General features: G+C 69.7%; 17 protein-coding genes and 1 tRNA gene. 10 read left to right on the forward strand and 8 right to left on the reverse strand.

Annotated features, from left to right (window positions below):
- The first annotated feature begins 75 nt into the window (after positions 1-75).
- From OG542_RS24160 to OG542_RS24170, 3 genes are all read left to right on the forward strand, one after another.
- Entirely contained in the window at positions 76-552 is a 477-nt protein-coding gene (locus OG542_RS24160; protein WP_193480019.1) for an FtsB family cell division protein, read from the forward strand.
- Positions 553-617: 65 nt separating this feature from the next.
- Positions 618-1148: a DUF501 domain-containing protein gene (locus OG542_RS24165; RefSeq protein WP_193480020.1), complete on the forward strand. Its 531-nt coding sequence runs from the start codon at positions 618-620 to the stop codon at positions 1146-1148.
- Positions 1145-2110 (forward strand): Ppx/GppA phosphatase family protein, encoded by a 966-nt coding sequence (locus tag OG542_RS24170; protein ID WP_328413643.1) that lies wholly within the window; start codon positions 1145-1147, stop codon positions 2108-2110. The genes OG542_RS24165 and OG542_RS24170 overlap by 4 nt, the downstream gene beginning before the upstream one ends.
- A gap of 4 nt (positions 2111-2114) precedes the next feature.
- Here OG542_RS24170 and OG542_RS24175 read toward each other — a convergent pair whose 3' ends face one another.
- A complete protein-coding gene (locus OG542_RS24175) occupies positions 2115-2384 on the reverse strand; it encodes a type II toxin-antitoxin system RelE family toxin (RefSeq protein ID WP_328413644.1) in 270 nt (89 codons plus the stop codon).
- On the reverse strand, positions 2381-2653 hold the full coding sequence (locus OG542_RS24180; RefSeq protein ID WP_328413645.1) for a type II toxin-antitoxin system Phd/YefM family antitoxin: 273 nt from the start codon (positions 2651-2653) through the stop codon (positions 2381-2383). The genes OG542_RS24175 and OG542_RS24180 overlap by 4 nt, the downstream gene beginning before the upstream one ends.
- Positions 2654-3183: 530 nt before the next feature.
- On the opposite strand from OG542_RS24180, the gene OG542_RS24185 reads away from it, so the two are divergent.
- Together OG542_RS24185 and OG542_RS24190 are read left to right on the forward strand one after the other, a co-directional pair.
- A complete protein-coding gene (locus OG542_RS24185) occupies positions 3184-4572 on the forward strand; it encodes an NAD(P)/FAD-dependent oxidoreductase (RefSeq protein WP_184598197.1) in 1389 nt (462 codons plus the stop codon).
- Positions 4573-4776: 204 nt separating this feature from the next.
- On the forward strand, positions 4777-6078 hold the full coding sequence (locus OG542_RS24190; RefSeq protein ID WP_328413646.1) for a cyclopropane-fatty-acyl-phospholipid synthase family protein: 1302 nt from the start codon (positions 4777-4779) through the stop codon (positions 6076-6078).
- Between the two features lie 54 nt (positions 6079-6132).
- Here OG542_RS24190 and OG542_RS24195 read toward each other — a convergent pair whose 3' ends face one another.
- Positions 6133-8664, reverse strand: a complete 2532-nt coding sequence (locus tag OG542_RS24195; RefSeq protein WP_328413647.1) for an ABC transporter permease — start codon at positions 8662-8664, stop codon at positions 6133-6135.
- A 38-nt stretch (positions 8665-8702) separates the two neighbouring features.
- Positions 8703-9473, reverse strand: a complete 771-nt coding sequence (locus OG542_RS24200; protein WP_184598201.1) for an ABC transporter ATP-binding protein — start codon at positions 9471-9473, stop codon at positions 8703-8705.
- Between the two features lie 417 nt (positions 9474-9890).
- On the opposite strand from OG542_RS24200, the gene OG542_RS24205 reads away from it, so the two are divergent.
- The 3 genes from OG542_RS24205 to OG542_RS24215 all read left to right on the forward strand — a co-directional run bounded on the left by OG542_RS24205 (position 9891) and on the right by OG542_RS24215 (position 12365).
- Positions 9891-9974 (forward strand) — tRNA-Leu (locus tag OG542_RS24205).
- Positions 9975-10121: 147 nt separating this feature from the next.
- Complete coding sequence (locus tag OG542_RS24210) at positions 10122-11297, forward strand: 4-hydroxybenzoate 3-monooxygenase (protein ID WP_328413648.1); 1176 nt, start codon at positions 10122-10124, stop codon at positions 11295-11297.
- A gap of 159 nt (positions 11298-11456) precedes the next feature.
- The gene (locus tag OG542_RS24215) at positions 11457-12365 is read left to right on the forward strand and encodes a Bax inhibitor-1/YccA family protein (RefSeq protein ID WP_215120963.1); all 909 of its coding nucleotides are present in this window, start codon (positions 11457-11459) and stop codon (positions 12363-12365) included.
- A gap of 106 nt (positions 12366-12471) precedes the next feature.
- Here the strand turns inward: OG542_RS24215 and OG542_RS24220 are convergent, their stop codons facing one another.
- The gene (locus OG542_RS24220; protein WP_142163328.1) at positions 12472-12702 is read right to left on the reverse strand and encodes a DUF4287 domain-containing protein; all 231 of its coding nucleotides are present in this window, start codon (positions 12700-12702) and stop codon (positions 12472-12474) included.
- Positions 12703-12803: 101 nt separating this feature from the next.
- Between OG542_RS24220 and OG542_RS24225 the strand changes: the two genes are divergently transcribed.
- A complete protein-coding gene (locus OG542_RS24225; RefSeq protein WP_328413649.1) occupies positions 12804-13115 on the forward strand; it encodes a hypothetical protein in 312 nt (103 codons plus the stop codon).
- Between the two features lie 53 nt (positions 13116-13168).
- Here the strand turns inward: OG542_RS24225 and OG542_RS24230 are convergent, their stop codons facing one another.
- From OG542_RS24230 to OG542_RS24240, 3 genes are all read right to left on the reverse strand, one after another.
- Positions 13169-13951 carry a hypothetical protein gene (locus OG542_RS24230; RefSeq protein ID WP_193480029.1) on the reverse strand — a complete coding sequence of 261 codons (783 nt, stop codon included), beginning with the start codon at positions 13949-13951 and terminating at the stop codon, positions 13169-13171.
- A gap of 273 nt (positions 13952-14224) precedes the next feature.
- Positions 14225-15445: an acetyl-CoA C-acetyltransferase gene (locus OG542_RS24235; protein ID WP_328413650.1), complete on the reverse strand. Its 1221-nt coding sequence runs from the start codon at positions 15443-15445 to the stop codon at positions 14225-14227.
- 129 nt (positions 15446-15574) lie between these two features.
- The gene (locus OG542_RS24240; protein WP_328413651.1) at positions 15575-16600 is read right to left on the reverse strand and encodes an SGNH/GDSL hydrolase family protein; all 1026 of its coding nucleotides are present in this window, start codon (positions 16598-16600) and stop codon (positions 15575-15577) included.
- A 158-nt stretch (positions 16601-16758) separates the two neighbouring features.
- On the opposite strand from OG542_RS24240, the gene OG542_RS24245 reads away from it, so the two are divergent.
- Positions 16759-18165 carry a cystathionine beta-synthase gene (locus tag OG542_RS24245; RefSeq protein WP_328413652.1) on the forward strand — a complete coding sequence of 469 codons (1407 nt, stop codon included), beginning with the start codon at positions 16759-16761 and terminating at the stop codon, positions 18163-18165.
- Positions 18166-18406: the final 241 nt, after the last annotated feature.

Consider the following 18406-nt stretch of genomic DNA (forward strand, 5'->3'; position numbering starts at 1 on the left):
CGTCCCCGGACTCGGTCCCGTACCGTGTCCGGGGACGTACGCGCGTATGACGGTGCAGCGGGAGAGCGGGGAGACATGGCCGTGAAGGACCGGGACCGTTTCTCCACCTCGACCAGGATCCGGCTGCTCGGCGAGCAGACCGCGGCCCGGGTCTACCGCTCCCAGACCCGGCGCCAGGCCCGCCGCTCCCGGCTGACCGGCCGCGCCGCGCTGCTCGCCCTGGTGATGTGCACGCTGATCGTGGCGCTGGCCTACCCGATGCGGGAGTACGTCTCCCAGCGCGCCGAGATCGACGACCTCCAGCGCGAACAGCAGCAGGCCCGCCAACGTGTCGAACGGTTGCGCGACCAGAAGGCGCGCTGGCAGGACGACGCGTACGCGGAGCAGCAGATCCGGCAGCGGTTGCACTACGTCATGCCGGGGGAGACGGGATTCATCGTCGTCGACCCGCACGCGGCGCGGCAGTCACACGCCGTGCTCGGGACGGCCGACCGCCCCTGGTACGCGAACGTATGGGACGGCGTCGACAAGTCCGACGCCTCCGAACGGTGAACCGAAGACCAGCCGGTCATCCGACTCGCATATCTGACTCAAAGAAAGACAGCCTGAAGACAGTCATGGAAACGCCCCCGCCGACCACCCCGCGCACCGAGCCCACCGACGCGGACGTCGAGGCCTTCAAGCAGCAGCTCGGCCGGCCCCCGCGCGGTCTGCGCGCGATCGCGCACCGGTGCCCGTGCGGGCACCCGGACGTCGTCGAGACGGCACCGCGGCTGCCGGACGGAACGCCGTTCCCCACGCTGTACTACCTGACGTGCCCGCGCGCCGCCTCGGCGATCGGCACGCTGGAGGCGAACGGCGTGATGAAGGAGATGACCGAGCGGCTGGCCTCGGACCCCGAGCTGGCGGCGGCCTACCGGGCGGCGCACGAGGACTACATCAGGCGCCGGGACGAGATCGAGGAGCTGAAGAACTTCCCCAGCGCGGGCGGCATGCCGGACCGGGTGAAGTGCCTGCACGTGCTGGTGGCGCACTCGCTGGCCGCGGGGCCCGGCGTGAACCCGCTCGGCGACGAGGCGATCGAGATGCTGCCGGAGTGGTGGCGCAAGGGCCCGTGCGTGACGAATGCCGAGGAGGCCGCCCAGTGACCCGTGTCGCCGCCGTGGACTGCGGTACGAACTCCATCCGCCTGCTGGTCGCGGACGCCACGGTGTCCAACAGCGCCTCCGGCGCGGGGGCCACCTGTGAGCTGGTCGACCTGGACCGCCGGATGACGATCGTGCGGCTCGGGCAGGGCGTCGACCGCACCGGCCGGCTCGCCCCCGAGGCGCTGCGGCGGACCTTCGCGGCCTGCCGCGAGTACGCCGACATCATCAAGGAGCACGGGGCGGAGCGGCTGCGGTTCGTGGCGACCTCCGCCTCCCGGGACGCCGAGAACCGCGACGAGTTCGTGCGCGGCGTGCTGGACATCCTGGGCGTCGAACCCGAGGTGATCTCCGGGGACCAGGAGGCCGAGTTCTCCTTCACCGGCGCCACCAAGGAGCTCGCCGGGGGAGACCACCTCCCGAAGCCCTACCTCGTCGTGGACATCGGCGGCGGCTCGACCGAGTTCGTCGTCGGCGACGACCGGGTGCGCGCGGCGCGCTCGGTGGACATCGGCTGTGTCCGGATGACCGAGCGTCACCTGGTCCGGGACGGTGTGGTGAGCGACCCGCCGTCCGAGGAGCAGATCGCGGCGATGCGGGCCGACATCGAGGCCGCCCTCGACCTCGCCGAGGAGACGGTCCCGCTGCGCGAGGCCCGCACGCTGGTCGGCCTGGCCGGCTCCGTGACGACCGTGTCGGCGATCGCCCAGGAGCTGCCCGAGTACGACTCGGCCGCCATCCACCACTCCCGCGTCTCCCACGACCGGGTCCGCGAGATCACCGAGTGGCTGCTGCGTTCCACCCACGCCGAGCGCGCGGCCGTGCCCTCCATGCACCCGGGCAGGGTCGACGTGATCGCGGCGGGGGCCCTCGTGCTGCTGTCGATCATGGAGCGGATCGGCGCCGCGGAGGTCGTCGTGAGTGAGCACGACATCCTCGACGGCATCGGCTGGTCCTTGGCCTGACCGCCTACAGGTTGCGGTACACGTCCCGCCGGTCGCCTACCTTGACGACGAGGATGACGAGCTCACTATCGTTGATCTGGTAGGCGACCCTGTAGCTGCCGACCCTGAGCCGGTAGAGCCCGGACGGGCCGGTGAGCTTCTTGACATCGGCGTCCTCGCGGTACGGATCGTCGCCGAGCGCGGTCAACGCGGTCAGGATGCGCATGGCATCGTGCCGGCTGATGGCCCGAAGCTGCCGCTGTGCAGCGGTAGTGAACCGGAAGGCGTACTTCACGCGGCGCCTTCACCGTGCTCGCTGAACAGGTCCGCCAGCAGCTCGGCCATGGAAACGGTGGGCCCGCCGTCGGCCAGAACTGCTTCCGCCTCCCGGGCCAGCATCACGTCGGCCGCCTCCTCCAGCGCTTCGAAGTCGCTGATCGGCACGACCGCAGCTACTGGGGCGCCGTTGCGCGTTATAACGGTCGGAGTGCCTTCCTCGGCGCGGTTGATGTGTTCCGCGAGGTGTGCGCGTGCTTCCCTGACGGTCACGGTGTTATCGGCCATGAAAGTAGTGTACGCATTTCCGTGTACACCAGCCACGTGTGGACGTCGCCTCGTACGGGAGACGCGTTCATGGGAAATCCTCGACGGCATCGCGTGGTCGGTCGCGTAGCCCGCTTCTGAGCAGGCATGGATCACGTTTGAGCGCGTCCGGGGGGCTCGTACGAACCCCCCGGCGACAGCTCGTCGGAAAAGTTCGTGAAGTTCTTCACAAGGAATTCGGCCCTCGAGAGCGACAAGGGGGGGCCGGTTGACCCATCCGGGGCCCCAAGGCGCCTTTGAACATGTTCAGAAGCATGGTATGGAGGTGCCGGGGAAGGGGCCCGAAGCGGGACTCCGGGGCGGCCTCACGGAGGCCCTTTCCGCCCAGAGAGGCAGCTCATGCGGCATTGACAACGGGCCGGGGTGCACAAAGGATCCCGGTTGTCACCATGACATGGATCACGCGGGCCGCGGAGGATAACACACACCCCGCCCGAGCTTGTGAAGGGGCGCACGAGCCACCCCCCTGAGCCGGGTGGATACTCGATGGCATGAGCACCACGGAGCGTCCCAGGATCCTCGTAGTAGGCGGTGGGTACGTAGGCCTGTACGCAGCTCGGCGTATCCAGAAGAAGATGCGCTACGGCGAGGCGACCGTCACGGTCGTCGACCCCCGGTCGTACATGACCTACCAGCCCTTCCTCCCCGAAGCCGCCGCCGGCAACATCTCCCCGCGCCACGTCGTCGTCCCGCTGCGACGCGTGCTGCCCAAGGCGGAGGTCCTCACCGGCCGGGTCACCACCATCGACCAGGACCGCAAGGTCGCCACGGTCTCCCCGCTGGTCGGCGAGGCCTACGAGCTGCCCTTCGACTACCTGGTGATCGCGCTCGGCGCGGTCTCCCGCACCTTCCCGATCCCCGGCCTCGCCGAGCAGGGCATCGGCATGAAGGGCGTCGAGGAGGCCATCGGCCTGCGTAACCACGTCCTCGAGCAGCTCGACAAGGCCGACTCCACCACCGACGAGGAGATCCGCCGCAAGGCGCTCACCTTCGTCTTCGTGGGCGGCGGTTTCGCCGGTGCGGAGACCATCGGCGAGGTCGAGGACATGGCCCGGGACGCCGCGAAGTACTACAAGAACGTGTCCCGTGAGGACATGCGCTTCATCCTCGTCGACGCCGCCGACAAGATCCTCCCCGAGGTCGGTCCCAAGCTCGGCAAGTACGGCAAGGAGCACCTCGAAGGCCGCGGTGTCGAGGTCTACCTGTCCACCTCCATGGACTCCTGCGTCGACGGCCACGTGGTGCTGAAGAACGGCCTCGAGGTCGACTCCAGCACCATCGTCTGGACCGCCGGCGTCAAGCCCAACCCGGCCCTGTCCCGCTACGGCCTGCCCCTCGGCCCCCGTGGTCACGTCGACTGCGAGCCGACGCTCCAGGTCAAGGGCACCGACTACATCTGGGCCGCCGGCGACAACGCGCAGGTCCCGGACCTCGTGGGCCGCAAGGCCGGCAACGAGAACGCCTGGTGCCCGCCGAACGCCCAGCACGCGCTGCGCCAGGCCCGGGTCCTCGGCGACAACGTGGTCTCCGGCATGCGGGGCTTCCCGCAGAAGGACTACGCCCACGCCAACAAGGGCGCGGTGGCCGGTCTCGGCCTCCACAAGGGCGTCGCGATGATCGTCATGGGCAAGATGAAGATCAAGCTCAAGGGCCGACTCGCCTGGTACATGCACCGTGGCTACCACGGTCTGGCGATGCCGACCTGGAACCGCAAGATCCGCGTCTTCGCCGACTGGACCCTGGCGATGTTCCTCAAGCGCGAGGTCGTCTCGCTCGGCGCGATGGAGACGCCGCGCGAGGAGTTCTACGAGGCCGCCAAGCCGGCCCCGGTCGCGGCCGCGCCGAAGGAGAAGACCGAGGAGAAGGCCAAGGCCTCCTGACCCTCACCCGGTCACCCGCCTGACGAAGGACCTCCCGCCATCCGTGGTGCGGGAGGTCCTTCGGCGTTGTACCGACCTCACGGCCGGGTGGGCGAAGTGGCGGTTTTGCTCAGAGATGACGCGTGCCGGGGACTGCGGTGAGGCCCCGTAGGTGTTTTCGTGGTGTCGGACATTCCGGGATTCCCCGTCACGGAGGTGTACACCATGGCAGACGCCGCGCAGCGGCTGCAGGGCCTCTTCACACAGTTGCTGGGAGCACCACCCCCGGTGCGCGTCCGCGCCTGGGACGGTTCGCAGGCGGGCCCGCCGGGCGCGCCGACCCTGGTCGTACGCAACCGCCGCGCCCTGCGCCGCCTGCTGTTCAAGCCGGGCGAACTGGGTCTGGCCCGCGCCTGGGTGGCGGGCGACCTGGACATCGAGGGCGACCTCTACACCACCCTCGACCTGCTCGCCGGAGACATCTGGGAGCGCGGCGAGGACGCCCGCACCCTCGCCCAGGCCCTGCGCGACCCCGAGGTCCGTGCCGCGGTCCGCGGACTCGTCAGGCTCGCCGGGCCCCCGCTGCCGCCCGCCCCGCCCCCCGAGGAGGCCCGCAGCCCCCGCCCCCACCTGCACACCAAACGCAGCGACAGACGCGCCATCAGCCACCACTACGACGTCGGCAACGACTTCTACGAGATCGTCCTCGGCCCGTCCATGGTGTACTCCTGCGCCTACTGGAAAAGCCCGGACAGCCCGGACAGCACCCTCGAACAGGCCCAGCACGACAAGCTCGAACTCGTCTGCCGCAAGCTCGGCCTGAGACCAGGTCAGCGACTGCTCGACGTCGGCTGCGGCTGGGGCTCCATGGCCATCCACGCCGCCCGCGAGCACGGCGTGAGCGTCGTCGGCGTCACGCTCTCGCAGGAGCAGGCCGCCTACGCCCGCAAGCGCGTCGCCGAAGAGGGCCTCACCGACAGGATCGAGATCCGGGTCCAGGACTACCGCGACGTCCGCGACGGGCCGTACGACGCGATCTCCTCGATCGGCATGGCCGAACACGTCGGCGCCGACCGGTACCTGGAGTACGCGGCCGATCTGTACGACCTGCTCAAGCCCGGCGGACGGCTCCTGAACCACCAGATCGCCCGCCGCCCGCAGCGGGACGAGACGACGTACGAGGTCGACCCGTTCATCAACTCCTACGTCTTCCCCGGCGGCGAACTCCAGCCCGTCGGCATCACCGTCACCCAGCTGGAGCGCGCCGGGTTCGAGGTGCGCGACGTCGAGTCGATCCGCGAGCACTACGCCCTCACGCTGCGCCGGTGGGTCACGCGCCTGGAGGCCGACTGGAAGCGTGCCGTCCAGCTCACCGGCCCCGGCCGCGCCCGCGTCTGGCGCCTGTACATGGCCGCCTGCGCGGTCGCCTTCGAGCGCAACCGCATCGGCGTCAACCAGGTCCTGGCCGTGCGGGCCGTGGAATCCGGGGAGTCGGGCATGCCCCTGCGCGCCCGCACCTGGAACTGACACGGCGAAGGCCCCCTTTCCCATCGGCGGGAAAGGGGGCCTTCGCCGTTCTCGCTACTCCGCCTTGATCGCTTCGAGCATGTTCAGCCGGGCCGCCCGCCGGGCCGGCCACAGCGCCGCGAGGACACCCACGGTCGCGGCCAGCAGCAGGAAGACACCCATCCGCGCCCAGGGCAGGACCAGCGCGTAGGTCGGCATCTTCGAGGCCAGCAGCTCACCGGCCGCCCAGCCGAAGAACACGCCGAGGCCGATGCCCAGCACCCCGCCGAACAGCGAGATCACCAGGGACTCCATACGGACCATCCGCTTGATGCCCTTGCGGTCAAGGCCGATCGCCCGGAGCATGCCGATCTCCTGGGAGCGTTCGAAGACCGACATGGCCAGGGTGTTGATGACCCCGAGGACCGCCACGATCACGGCCATGGCGAGCAGTCCGTAGAGCATGTTCAGCATCAGCGTGAACATCTGCGCGATCTCGTTGGAGATGTCCTTCTTGTCCTGGACCTTGATCGCCGGGTTGTTGTCGAGGGCCTTCTCCAGCTTGTCCTGCGCCGCGCCGGACGGGCCGCCGGAGGTCTTCGCCATGACCTTCATGACGTACGGGTCGGACGTGTGCGGCGCGAGCGTCGCCTGGTCGAGCAGGATGCCGCTGAGGTACTCGTTGCTCTCGTAGGTCCCGGCGACGGTGAGCCGCTGCTTCTTGCCGTCCTCGAAGGCGACGCTGAAGCTCGAACCGGCCTTCCAGTGGTTGGACTCGGCGGTCGTGCTGTCCACGACCACCTGGGAGCCGCCGACCTTGAACGCGCCGTCCTCGACCTTCGGGCCGGCCAGCTCGCCGATCGCGGCGCCGTTGACGCCGGTCAGGTACTCGTCGGTCTTGCCGTCGACGCGGGCTACGGCGTTGGTCATCGAGCTGGTGGCGGTCACGCCGTCGGTCTGCTTCAGCTTCTTCTCGACGTCCGGGGACAGCGGGTTGCCGTTCGCCATGGACACCACGTAGTCCGCCTTGATCGCGGACGCCGCCATCTTGTCGATGGCCTGCTGGAGGCTGCCCGCCGTCACCGTCATACCGGTGATCAGGGTCAGGCCGATCATCAGCGCGGAGGCGGTGGCGGCCGTACGGCGCGGGTTGCGCACCGAGTTCTGCCGGGCCAGCTTGCCGGAGACGCCGAAGGCGCGCAGCACCGGCGCCGCGGCGGCGATCAGCGGCCGGGACAGCAGTGGGGTCAGGATGAACACGCCGATGATCAGCAGCACCGCGCCGAAGCCCATGGGCATCTGGCCGTCCGAGCCGTCCATGGTCGTGGCCACCAGGACCACCGCGATGCCCGCGGCCGAGAACAGGGTGCCCAGCGTGTTGCGCAGCACCAGCGACTTGGTCGTGGACTTGGCGTGCACGCTGCTCATGGCCGCGACCGGCGGGATCTTCGCGGCCCGGCGGCCCGGCAGCCACGCCGCCAGCATGGTCACCAGGATGCCGACGGCGAACGCGGCGGCGATCGTGGCCGGCTTGATGATCAGCGGGCCGTCGGGCACGGTCGCGCCGAACGAACCCATCAGGGAGCGCAGTCCGGCACCGATGCCGATGCCCGCGACCAGACCGGTCACGGCGGCGACCGCCCCGACCACGAACGCCTCGATCAGCACCGACCGCGTCACCTGCCGGCGCGAGGCACCGACCGCCCGCATCAGCGCCAGCTCCTTGGTGCGCTGGGCGACCAGCATGGTGAAGGTGTTGGCGATGATGAACGTGCCGACGAACAGGGCGATGCCGGCGAAGACCAGCAGAGCCGTCTGCATGCCGCTCATCGACCGGGCGATGGTGTCCGCCTGGTCGTCGGCGAGCTGCTTGCCGGTGGTGGTCTGGACGGTGCCCTCGGGCATCGCCTTGTCCAGCTCCGCCTTGAGCGCGGCCTGCGAGACGCCCGGCTTCGCGGTGACGTTGATCTGGTCGTAGACGCCCGCCTTGCCGAACTGCTTCTGCGCGGTCGCCGTGTCGAACAGGGTCAGGCTGCCGCCGGCCGCGACATTGCCGTCGTCGGTGGTGAAGATGCCGGCGATCTTCGGGGTCAGGACCGGCCCGTCGACCGACATGCGCACGGTGTCGCCGACCTCGTACCCGGCTCGCTTCGCCGTCTCGGAGTCGATGAGGATCTCGCCCGCGCCCTTGGGCGCGTGCCCGCTCGCCAGCGGGTAGCGGGGGTCCTCGGCCCCCCAGTAGTTGCCGCCCTGCGACTGGAAGCCCTGGCCGATCAGCTTGCCGTCCTTGTCGGCGATGGCGGTGAAGCCCTGCACGACCCCGATGGCGGACGCGGCACCGGGAACCCGCTCGCTCTTGTCGAGCACGGCCCGGTTCAGGTCGTGGACCTTGCCGACCCGGTCGCCCTCGGAGTCCTGGTAGTCCGATGTCACGGCGACGTCGACCCGGTCGAAGCCCTTGGCGGAGCTCTTCTGGAAGGCGTCGGAGATGGTGTTGGTGAAGACCAGGGTCCCCGACACGAAGGCCACGCCGAGCATCACGGCGAGGACGGTCATCAGGAGCCGGGCCTTGTGCGCGAGCACGTTGCGCAAGGCGGTACGGAACATGGGTTCTTCTTCTCAGTCCTGTCGGTCCTGACGGGGGATCAGCTGGTGCGGCCCTTGGCGTCGAACGCCTTCATCCGGTCGAGCACCGAGTCGGCCGTGGGCCCGTGCATCTCGTCCACGATCCGGCCGTCCGCGAGGAAGACGACCCGGTCCGCGTAGGCCGCGGCCACCGGGTCGTGAGTCACCATCACCACCGTCTGGCCCAGCTCCCGAACGGAGTTGCGCAGGAAGCCCAGCACCTCGGCGCCGGAGCGCGAGTCGAGGTTTCCGGTGGGCTCGTCACCGAAGATGATCTCGGGCTTGGAGGCCAGTGCCCGCGCCACGGCGACGCGCTGCTGCTGACCGCCCGACAGTTGCGAGGGCCTGTGGCCGAGCCGGTCCGCCAGGCCGACCATGCGGATGACGGAGTCCAGCCACTGCTTGTCCGGCTTGCGGCCCGCGATGTCCATCGGGAGGGTGATGTTCTCCAGGGCCGTCAGGGTCGGCAGCAGATTGAACGCCTGGAAGATGAAGCCGATCTTGTCCCGGCGCAGCTTGGTCAACTGCTTGTCCTTCAGGGAGCCGAGCTCGGTGTCGCCGATGCGCACCGACCCGGAGGAGAAGGAGTCGAGACCGGCCACACAGTGCATCAGGGTCGACTTGCCGGAGCCGGAGGGGCCCATGATCGCGGTGAACTCGGCCTGCCGGAAGTCGGCGGAGACCCGGTCCAGGGCGACCACCTGGGTCTCACCCTGCCCATAGATCTTCGACAGATCCGTGGCGCGCGCGGCCACGGTGGTGGCCCGGTCGGTGAGGGAAGCGGTGGTCACGGGATGGCACTCCTGTCGGACGGTGGTGCGGTCAGGCGGATGTGATCCATCGTCCGGGTCCCCTGCCGCCGTGTAGTCACCCGCAGTTCCCGTTCCGAGGGCCGACTTCGGTCTGACTTCGAGGGGGAGTGTCATACCTGGGGATGACGAACGTCCCTGAGTGGCCCCGGTGTCGGGAACCTGAGAGGTCCGGATGTCGAGAACAGGTGGAGTGCCCTCGTTCAGGCGGTGAAATTCCGTCATTCCGTATGCGGCGCCCACGGCCGCACGTAAGGCTATTGGCAAGTGCGGATGGCGCGTTCCGTGCGCTGATGCACCCTCAGACGTCAATAAAATAAGACAACATCGGTCCGTGCTTCCGCTGTTCGGGGGATCCGTCCCGATAGTCTCGGAACCTCGACGCGGAGCCCATGGCCTGCCCGGATGGTGGAATGCAGACACGGCGAGCTTAAACCTCGCTGCCCCTTCGCGGGCGTGCCGGTTCAAGTCCGGCTCCGGGCACCTTCCGACTCCTGCATGGTTCATTGAAGACTTCACGGCATGCCCGTTGACAGCGGGCGCATGCCGTCGGAAACTCACATCCGACAGTAGTGAAATAATTTTCACCAGGCGAACAAGCCTCCATGAACCTGAGAGAGAAGGTGCCCGATGCGCACCACCGTCGGCATCATCGGAGCCGGCCCCGCCGGCCTCCTCCTCGCCCGGCTGCTCCACAACGCCGGTATCGACTCGGTGGTCCTGGAGAGCCGCGACCGTGCCTACGTCGAGCGGCGGCAGCGGGCCGGGATCCTGGAGCAGGGCACGGCGGACGTGCTGCGCGCGGCCGGCGCCGGGGAGCGCATGGACCGCGAGGGTCTGCGCCACGACGGCATCGAACTGCGCTTCGACCGCCGACGCCACCGCGTCGACTTCCCCGCCCTCACCGGTGGCCGGTCCGTGATGGTCTACGCCCAGACCGAGGTCTGCAAGGACCTCATCGCCCTCCAGTTCCAGGAGGGCGGCCCGCTGCTGTTCGAGGCGGAGGCGCTGGCCGTGGAGGACGCCGGCACCGACGCCCCGCGCGTCCGCTTCCGGCACGAGGGCCGCGAGGACGTCCTGGAGTGTGAGTACGTCGTCGGCTGCGACGGCTTCTGGGGCGTGGCCCGCAAGGCGATCCCGGCCGAACTGACCCGGGTCTTCGAACGGACGTACCCTTTCGGCTGGCTCGGCATCCTCGCCGACGTACCGCCTTCGCACGACGAGCTCGTCTACGCCCGCCACGACCGCGGCTTCGCCCTGCTCTCCATGCGCTCGCCGTCCGTGTCCCGCCTCTACCTCCAGGTACCCGACGGCACCGACGCCGAGGCGTGGAGCGACGAGGAGATCTGGGACGAGCTGGAGCGCCGCTTCGAGACCGCCGACGACTGGCGCCTCGAGCGCGGCCCCATCACCCAGAAGTCCGTCACCCCGATGCGCTCCTACGTCCACGAGCCCATGCGCCACGGCCGCCTCTTCCTCGCGGGTGACGCAGCGCACATCGTGCCGCCGACCGGCGCCAAGGGGCTGAATCTCGCCGTCGGCGACGTCGTGACGTTCGCTCGGGCCCTGACACACCGGAAGGAAACCGGTTCGGCGGAACTGCTGGACACCTACTCGCAGACCTGTCTGCGCCGGATCTGGCAGGCCGAGCGGTTCTCCTACGACATGACGACCCTCCTGCACCGCGCCCCCGGCGCGACCGGCTTCGAGGACCGGCTCCAGCTCGCCCGGTTGGAGCGGATCGCCTCCAACCGCGCCGCCGAGACCGACCTGGCGGAGGGGTACACGGGCTTCCCCTTCGGGTGACGTGATGACTGACCCCCTCCGCTGAGGGGAATCACGAAGCCGCGTAGCGTGTTGCGCAGCACGACGAGGGAAAGATCCTCCCCAAGCAGTAGGGTCAATCCTTTGCCTACCTATTACTCTTGAGCCAAGGCTCACGCAGTGTGGCCATGGAGGAGTGAAATGAGGAGCAGAAACCCGGTCTTCTCGCGACGGGGGTTCAGCCGCGACAACGGCTACGCGGGCTTCAACACCGCGCCGCAGGCCGGGGGTCCCGCTGTCGCCACGCAGGGCAACCCGTACGCGCAGCCGACAGGCGACCAGTACGCGCAGAACCCGTACGCGCAGAACCCTTACGCCCAGCAGGACCTGCAGCACGGCGCGCCGCCGCAGGCGCCGGCCACCACCGGCCGGATGACCATCGACGACGTCGTCCTGCGCACGGCGAGCACGCTCGGTGTGCTCATCCTCACCGCCGCGCTCTCCTGGGCCCTGCTGCCCATCGACGACGCCAACATCAGCCGTAGCTACGGCATCGGTATCGGCGCCGCGCTGATCGGCATGGTCCTGGCGTTCGTGCAGTCCTTCAAGCGCAAGGCCTCGCCCGCGCTGATCCTGACGTACGCCGCGTTCGAGGGTGTCTTCCTCGGCGTCGTGTCGAACATCGTCGACAACCGCATCGCCGACGGCGCGGCCATGCAGGCGGTGATCGGCACCATGGCGGTCTTCGCCGGTGTGCTGATCGCCTACAAGGCCGGCTGGATCCGCGTCAACCGCCGCTTCTACGGCTTCGTGATGGCGGCCGCGCTCGGCTTCATCCTGCTGATGACCGTGAACCTGCTGTTCGCGGTGTTCGGCGGCGGTGACGGCCTCGGCTTCCGCAGTGGTGCCCTCGGTGTCATCTTCGGCGTCATCGGCATCATCCTCGGCGCCTGCTTCCTCGCCCTGGACTTCAAGCAGGTCGAGGACGGCATCGCCTATGGCGCTCCGCGCGAGGAGGCGTGGTTCGCGGCCTTCGGCCTCACACTGACGCTGGTGTGGATCTACCTGGAGTTCCTGAGGCTCATCTCGATCCTCAACAGCAGCGACTAGTACGGCCAGTCCTGACCGTCGTACGTGATAGGGCCCCGGCTTCGGCCGGGGCCCTTCTCGTTGTCTCGCGTTGTCCGGACGGTGTCGTCGTCGAGACGGTGCGCGCCTAGAGCAGTTTGCGCGCGGCCCTCCTCAGGTCGTACTCGTGGATGATCGCCTTGGCGTGGCCGTAGGCCAGGTTGTGTTCGTGCCGGAGCCAGCTGACCTTTTCCTCGAAGCGGAAGAGCGCCGGGCCATCTTCGACGGTGCGAAGCCAGTCGGTGATCTCACGACCGGTGCAGTGGGGGATGCGGGCGAGCATGTTGCGATGGGTCTCTTCGGAGAAGACTTGGGACATCGGCGCCTCCGGACGCTGGGATGTAAGCCGGTCCTTCAGGTCACCGTGCCTGAGTGTTCGCCCGTTGGCAACAGTCCCGGTGCGACGCGTACGCTCGCGGCGTGGTTGATACGACGCCTCTGACCCGTGCGGTGGATCACTTCGCCGATCGTTTGAGGGCCGCGCCCCAGAGCCGGCTGCAGCGGGGCGCTGCCGCTGAGGCTCTCGGGCTGGCCCGGGAGTTGGCCCGGAGGGCGCAGGCTCTTGAGGAGCCGGGCGTGGAGCCTCGGGAGATGCCGGATGCGGGGATGTTTGCTGCCGCAGATCAGATCACCGTGGCCGGGCATGATCTGGCCGTGGTGATTCCCGGTGATGCCGACGTCGATGAAGCGGTGCGCTTGGTCGAGGAGGCGCAGAAGCGGGCGGGGGTTTAGCGCCGTTCGCGGGGGCGGGTTCGTTGTGGTTGCTCGCGCAGTTCCCCGCGCCCCTAGAGGGACGAGATGACCCGGTCCGCCAGGATGTAGACGTTCTCCTCGCCGCACTCGAACGTCAGGGTGTAGGCGCCCGCGATGCCGGAGCCGCCGAGGAGGACGGGGGTCTCGCCCGCGCGCAGGGCCGTGGCGAGGTGTTCCGCGGTCTCGCGGTGGCCCGGGGTCATGCACAGGGTCGTGCCGTCGGCGAAGACGTAGACGTCGAGGGTGCCCAGCGGGCCCGGACGGACGTCCGTCAGCTCCACGCGGGAGGAGGCCAGCTCCTCCAGGGTGGCGACCGTGCGCTCGTGGTCGTTCACCACGGGCGACTGCGCCGGCACGAAGTCCGGGTGGGAGGGGTGACGGCGGCGGGCCGCGGCCAGCTCCGGGGACTCGCCGGCCGGCTCCTCGGTGTCGGCGCCGGTCTCGGACACTGGCTCCAGGCCCGCGAAATCGGCCTGCCGGGGCAGGAACAGATCGTGGTCGGGCAGGCCCAGCAGGGACGGTGCGTCGGAGGCGTCACGGGTCTCCTGGGCGGCCCAGAACGCCCGCGCCTCGGCGAGCTCCCGCTCCCGTTCCTCGGCGAGCGCCGCGGCCACGGCCGCGCGTATCTCCTCGGCGTCGGCGGTGGTGCGGGCGGCCGGCAGCAGCGCACGGGTGGTGGCGGCGCGGTTCTCGGCCAGCGCGGTGTGCAGGGCCGCGACCTGTCGCCGCAGCTGCAGCACGGTGCGCAGGACGGCAACGCCCACGGCGCCCGTGGCGGCCGTGGTGACCAGCAACGCGATCGGCATGGCGCTCACTGACGTACTCCCGGTTCAAAGTCGACCCCCGACTTCCTACATCAGCTTGAAGGGCGGACTAACCAGCTGTCAGTGCGTAACGTCACCAAACGGACAGGGCTTCGGCCTCGGGGGAGGGGGTGTGGTTGCCGTGACCTGCGCTTCTCCCTGGGCGGAGGGAGATAGGTCACATCCTGGGGGAGATTGGATCACAAAACGGCCCAGAACCCAGGAGTTTCCGGGGTTCTGGGCCAATGCCTCACAGCCGGTGCTACGGCGGCTACGGTGCGGTGCTCAGCTGAGGCGCTCGATGACCATGGCCATGCCCTGGCCGCCGCCGACGCACATCGTCTCCAGTCCGAACTGCTTGTCGTGGAACTGGAGGGAGTTGATGAGCGTGGTGGTGATGCGGGCGCCGGTCATGCCGAAGGGGTGGCCGACGGCGATGGCACCACCGTTGACGTTCAGCTTCTCCAGCGGGATGCCCAGGTCGCGGTAGGAGGGGATCACCTGGGCGGCGAACGCCTCGTTGATCTCGACCAGGTCGATGTCGTCGATCGACAGGCCCGCCCGGCGCAGCGCCTGCTTGCTCGCCTCGACCGGGCCGAGGCCCATGATCTCGGGGGAGAGTCCGGAGACGCCGGTCGACACGATCCGGGCGAGCGGGGTGAGGCCGAGCTCGCGGGCCTTGGTGTCGGACATGATCACGAGCGCTGCGGCGCCGTCGTTCAGCGGGCAGCAGTTGGCGGCGGTGACCAGGCCGTCCGGGCGGAAGACCGGCTTGAGGCCCTGGACGCCTTCCAGGGTGACGCCGGCGCGGGGGCCGTCGTCCTTGGCGACGACCGTGCCGTCGGGGAGCGTCACCGGGGTGATCTCGCGCTCCCAGAAGCCGTTCTTGATGGCTTCCTCGGCGAGGTTCTGCGAGCGGACGCCGAACTCGTCCATGTCCTGGCGGGTGACGCCCTTGGAGCGGGCCAGGTTCTCGGCGGTCTGGCCCATCGCGATGTACGGGTCGGGCAGCAGGCCGTCCTCGCGCGGGTCGTGCCAGGTCGAGCCCTCGGACTGGGCGGTCTCGACGGTGCGGGCCTCGGCGTCGGCGAAGAGGGGGTTGTGCGTGTCGGGCAGGCCGTCGGAGCTGCCCTTGGCGAACCGGGAGACCGTCTCGACACCGGCCGAGATGAAGACGTCGCCCTCGCCCGCCTTGATGGCGTGCAGGGCCATCCGGGAGGTCTGCAGGGAGGAGGAGCAGTACCGGGTGACGGTACAGCCCGGCAGGTGGTCCATCCCCATCTGTACGGCCACGATGCGGCCGAGGTTGTGGCCCTGCTCGCCGCCGGGCAGGCCGCAGCCGAGCATCAGGTCGTCGATGTCCTTCGGGTCCAGCTCGGGGACCTTGGCCAGGGCGGCCTGGACGATCGTGGCGGTCAGGTCGTCGGGCCGGAGGTCCTTGAGAGAGCCCTTGACGGCGCGGCCGATGGGGGAGCGGGCGGCTGAGACGATCACGGCTTCGGGCATCACGGCTCCATTGACGTACCGGGTGGTCTGGCTGGGCTGTCTGGCAAGTTACCCGTACGTATGGCCTGGGTCACGGGTGTCGCGGTGTGACCCTGACCGCAGTTTACTAAGCGCTTGCTTTTCTCGCCTTCAGTTGGAGGGTGTGACAGGCGCCGGCTCCTGCTCGGGTACCCGCCGGCGCCGCCGGCGCTTCAGCAGGGCCCAGGGTCCCCGCGACCCGGTCGGCATCGCCGCCGCGACCTCCGTGCCCGCCTCCGAGGCGGCCTCCGCCGCCGCCCGGGCCACCGGCAGGAAGCCCTCGCGACGGGAGGCGTCGGGGCGCTCTTCCTCGGCCGGCCACAGGCCGAGGGAGGCGCAGACACTCGGCAGGACCGCCATCGCCGCCGTCGCGTAGCCCTCGGCGGAGGGGTGGTAGCTGTCGGGGCCGAACAGCTCGCGCGGGTTCTCGGCGAACTCGGGGCCCAGCAGATCGCCCAGGGACACGGTGCGGCCGCCCTGCTCGACGACTCCGATCGTCTGGGCGGCCGCCAGCTGGCGGGAGGCCCGTCGCGCCAGCCAGCGCAACGGCTGCCGGACCGGCTCGATCGTGCCCAGGTCGGGACAGGTGCCGACCACGACCTCCGCACCGGCCGTGCGCAGCCGCCGAACCGCCGACGCCAGGCAGCGGACCGAGGCGGTCGGGGGCATGCGGTGGGTGACGTCGTTCGCGCCGACCATGATCACGCAGATGTCGGGCACCGGATCGGGGTTGGCCAGCACCAGGGCCACCTGGCGGTCCAGGTCGTCCGAACGGGCCCCGGGCGTCGCCACCGTGCGCAACTCCACCGGGCATTCCGCCAGCGCCGCGAGCCCCGACGCCAGCAGCGCCCCCGGTGTCTGCCCGGACCGGTGCACGCCCTGGCCCGCGGCCGTGGAGTCGCCCAGCATCGTCAGCCGCAGCGGTGAATCACCGGGGCCGGCGTACGCACGGCCGTACAGCCCGTCCGCGTTCGGCACGTGACCTGACGTGCCGTTGCCCACCCGGCGCCGCGCCAGCTGCACCTCCGCCAGCACAAGCCCCACGGCGGCCGCCCCCGCCAGACCGATCCCGCCGCCGCCGTACGCCGCGCCGGCCGCGATCCGCCGGGCCACTCTCGCCCTCGACATGCTCGTCATGCGTCGCCGCCACCTCCTCGAACCCGTACACCCAGTGCTTGCCCCGTACAGGCCGTCGCCCAATCTCAACGCGGAGTGAACGACCGTCACGGACGACCCGGCAAGGTCATAGGCTGGCGGCACCACTCAGACCACTTCTGCGGCATCCGGAGACAACGGTGCAGTTCCACGACTCGATGATCAGCCTCGTCGGCAACACCCCGCTGGTGAGGCTCAACAGCGTGACCAAGGGCATCAGGGCGACCGTCCTGGCCAAGGTGGAGTACTTCAACCCCGGCGGCTCCGTGAAGGACCGCATCGCCCTGCGCATGATCGAGGCCGCCGAGGAGAGCGGCGCGCTCCGGCCGGGCGGCACGATCGTAGAGCCGACCAGCGGAAACACCGGCGTGGGGCTCGCCATCGTGGCCCAGCAGAAGGGGTACAAGTGCATCTTCGTGTGCCCCGACAAGGTGAGCACCGACAAGATCAACGTGCTGCGCGCGTACGGCGCCGAGGTCGTGGTGTGCCCGACCGCGGTGGACCCCGAGCACCCGGACTCCTACTACAACGTCTCCGACCGGCTGGTCCGTGAGACGCCGGGCGCCTGGAAGCCCGACCAGTACTCCAACCCCCACAACCCGCTCTCCCACTACCACTCCACCGGCCCCGAGCTGTGGAAGCAGACGGAGGGGAAGATCACCCACTTCGTGACGGGCGTGGGCACCGGCGGCACCATCTCCGGGACCGGGCGGTACCTGAAGGAGATCAGCGACGGCAAGGTGCAGGTCGTCGGCGCCGACCCCGAGGGCTCCGTCTACTCCGGCGGGTCCGGGCGGCCGTACCTCGTCGAGGGCGTCGGCGAGGACTTCTGGCCGACCGCCTACGACCGGACCGTCGCGGACGAGATCGTCGCCGTGTCCGACAAGGACTCCTTCCAGATGACCCGCCGCCTGGCCAAGGAGGAGGGCCTGCTGGTCGGCGGCTCCTGCGGCATGGCGGTCGTGGCAGCGCTGGAGGTCGCCGGGCGGCTCGGCCCGGACGACGTCGTGGTGGTGCTGCTGCCGGACAGCGGGCGCGGCTACCTCAGCAAGATCTTCAACGACGAGTGGATGGCCGACTACGGCTTCCTCGAGGACTCGGGCCCGAGCGCCCGCGTCGCCGACGTTCTCGCCGACAAGGAGGGCGACCGCATGCCCTCCCTCGTCCACATGCACCCGGACGAGACGGTCGGTCAGGCCATCGACGTGCTGCGTGAGTACGGCGTCTCGCAGATGCCGGTCGTCAAGCCGGGTGCCGGGCACCCCGACGTGATGGCCGCCGAGGTCGTCGGCTCGGTCGTGGAACGCGAGCTGCTGGACGCGCTGTTCAGCAAGAGCGCCTCGCTCGACGACCCGCTGGAGAAGCACCTGTCGGGCCCGCTGCCCCAGGTCGGCTCCGGCGAACCGGTCGAGGACCTGATGGCCGTGCTGGGCAAGGCGGACGCGGCGATCGTCCTGGTCGAGGGCAAGCCGACCGGTGTGGTCAGCCGGCAGGACCTGCTGTCCTTCCTCGCCAGGACCGGGAAAGCGGCGGCGAACACCCGGTGAACCACCCGTTAACCGGGTGAAGTTGGGGCGTCCGCGATCTTCGTGGACTTCGCGGAAGTGGTACGAGGGTGTCACGTTCGCGCAGCACCCGCTTAACACGAGTCCTGCACATTGGTGGGTGTCGGCAGGGCGGGAGCGGCTCCCCGCCCAGGCCGACACCGTAGGCGTCAAGGACCTCCGGAGCGGCTCCCGGACCTCCATGGACCCTACTGACGCGCCAGCCCGGCCCTGACCAGGCCCG

This window comes from Streptomyces violaceus (assembly GCF_036014075.1).
GTDB lineage: Bacteria > Actinomycetota > Actinomycetes > Streptomycetales > Streptomycetaceae > Streptomyces > Streptomyces violaceus.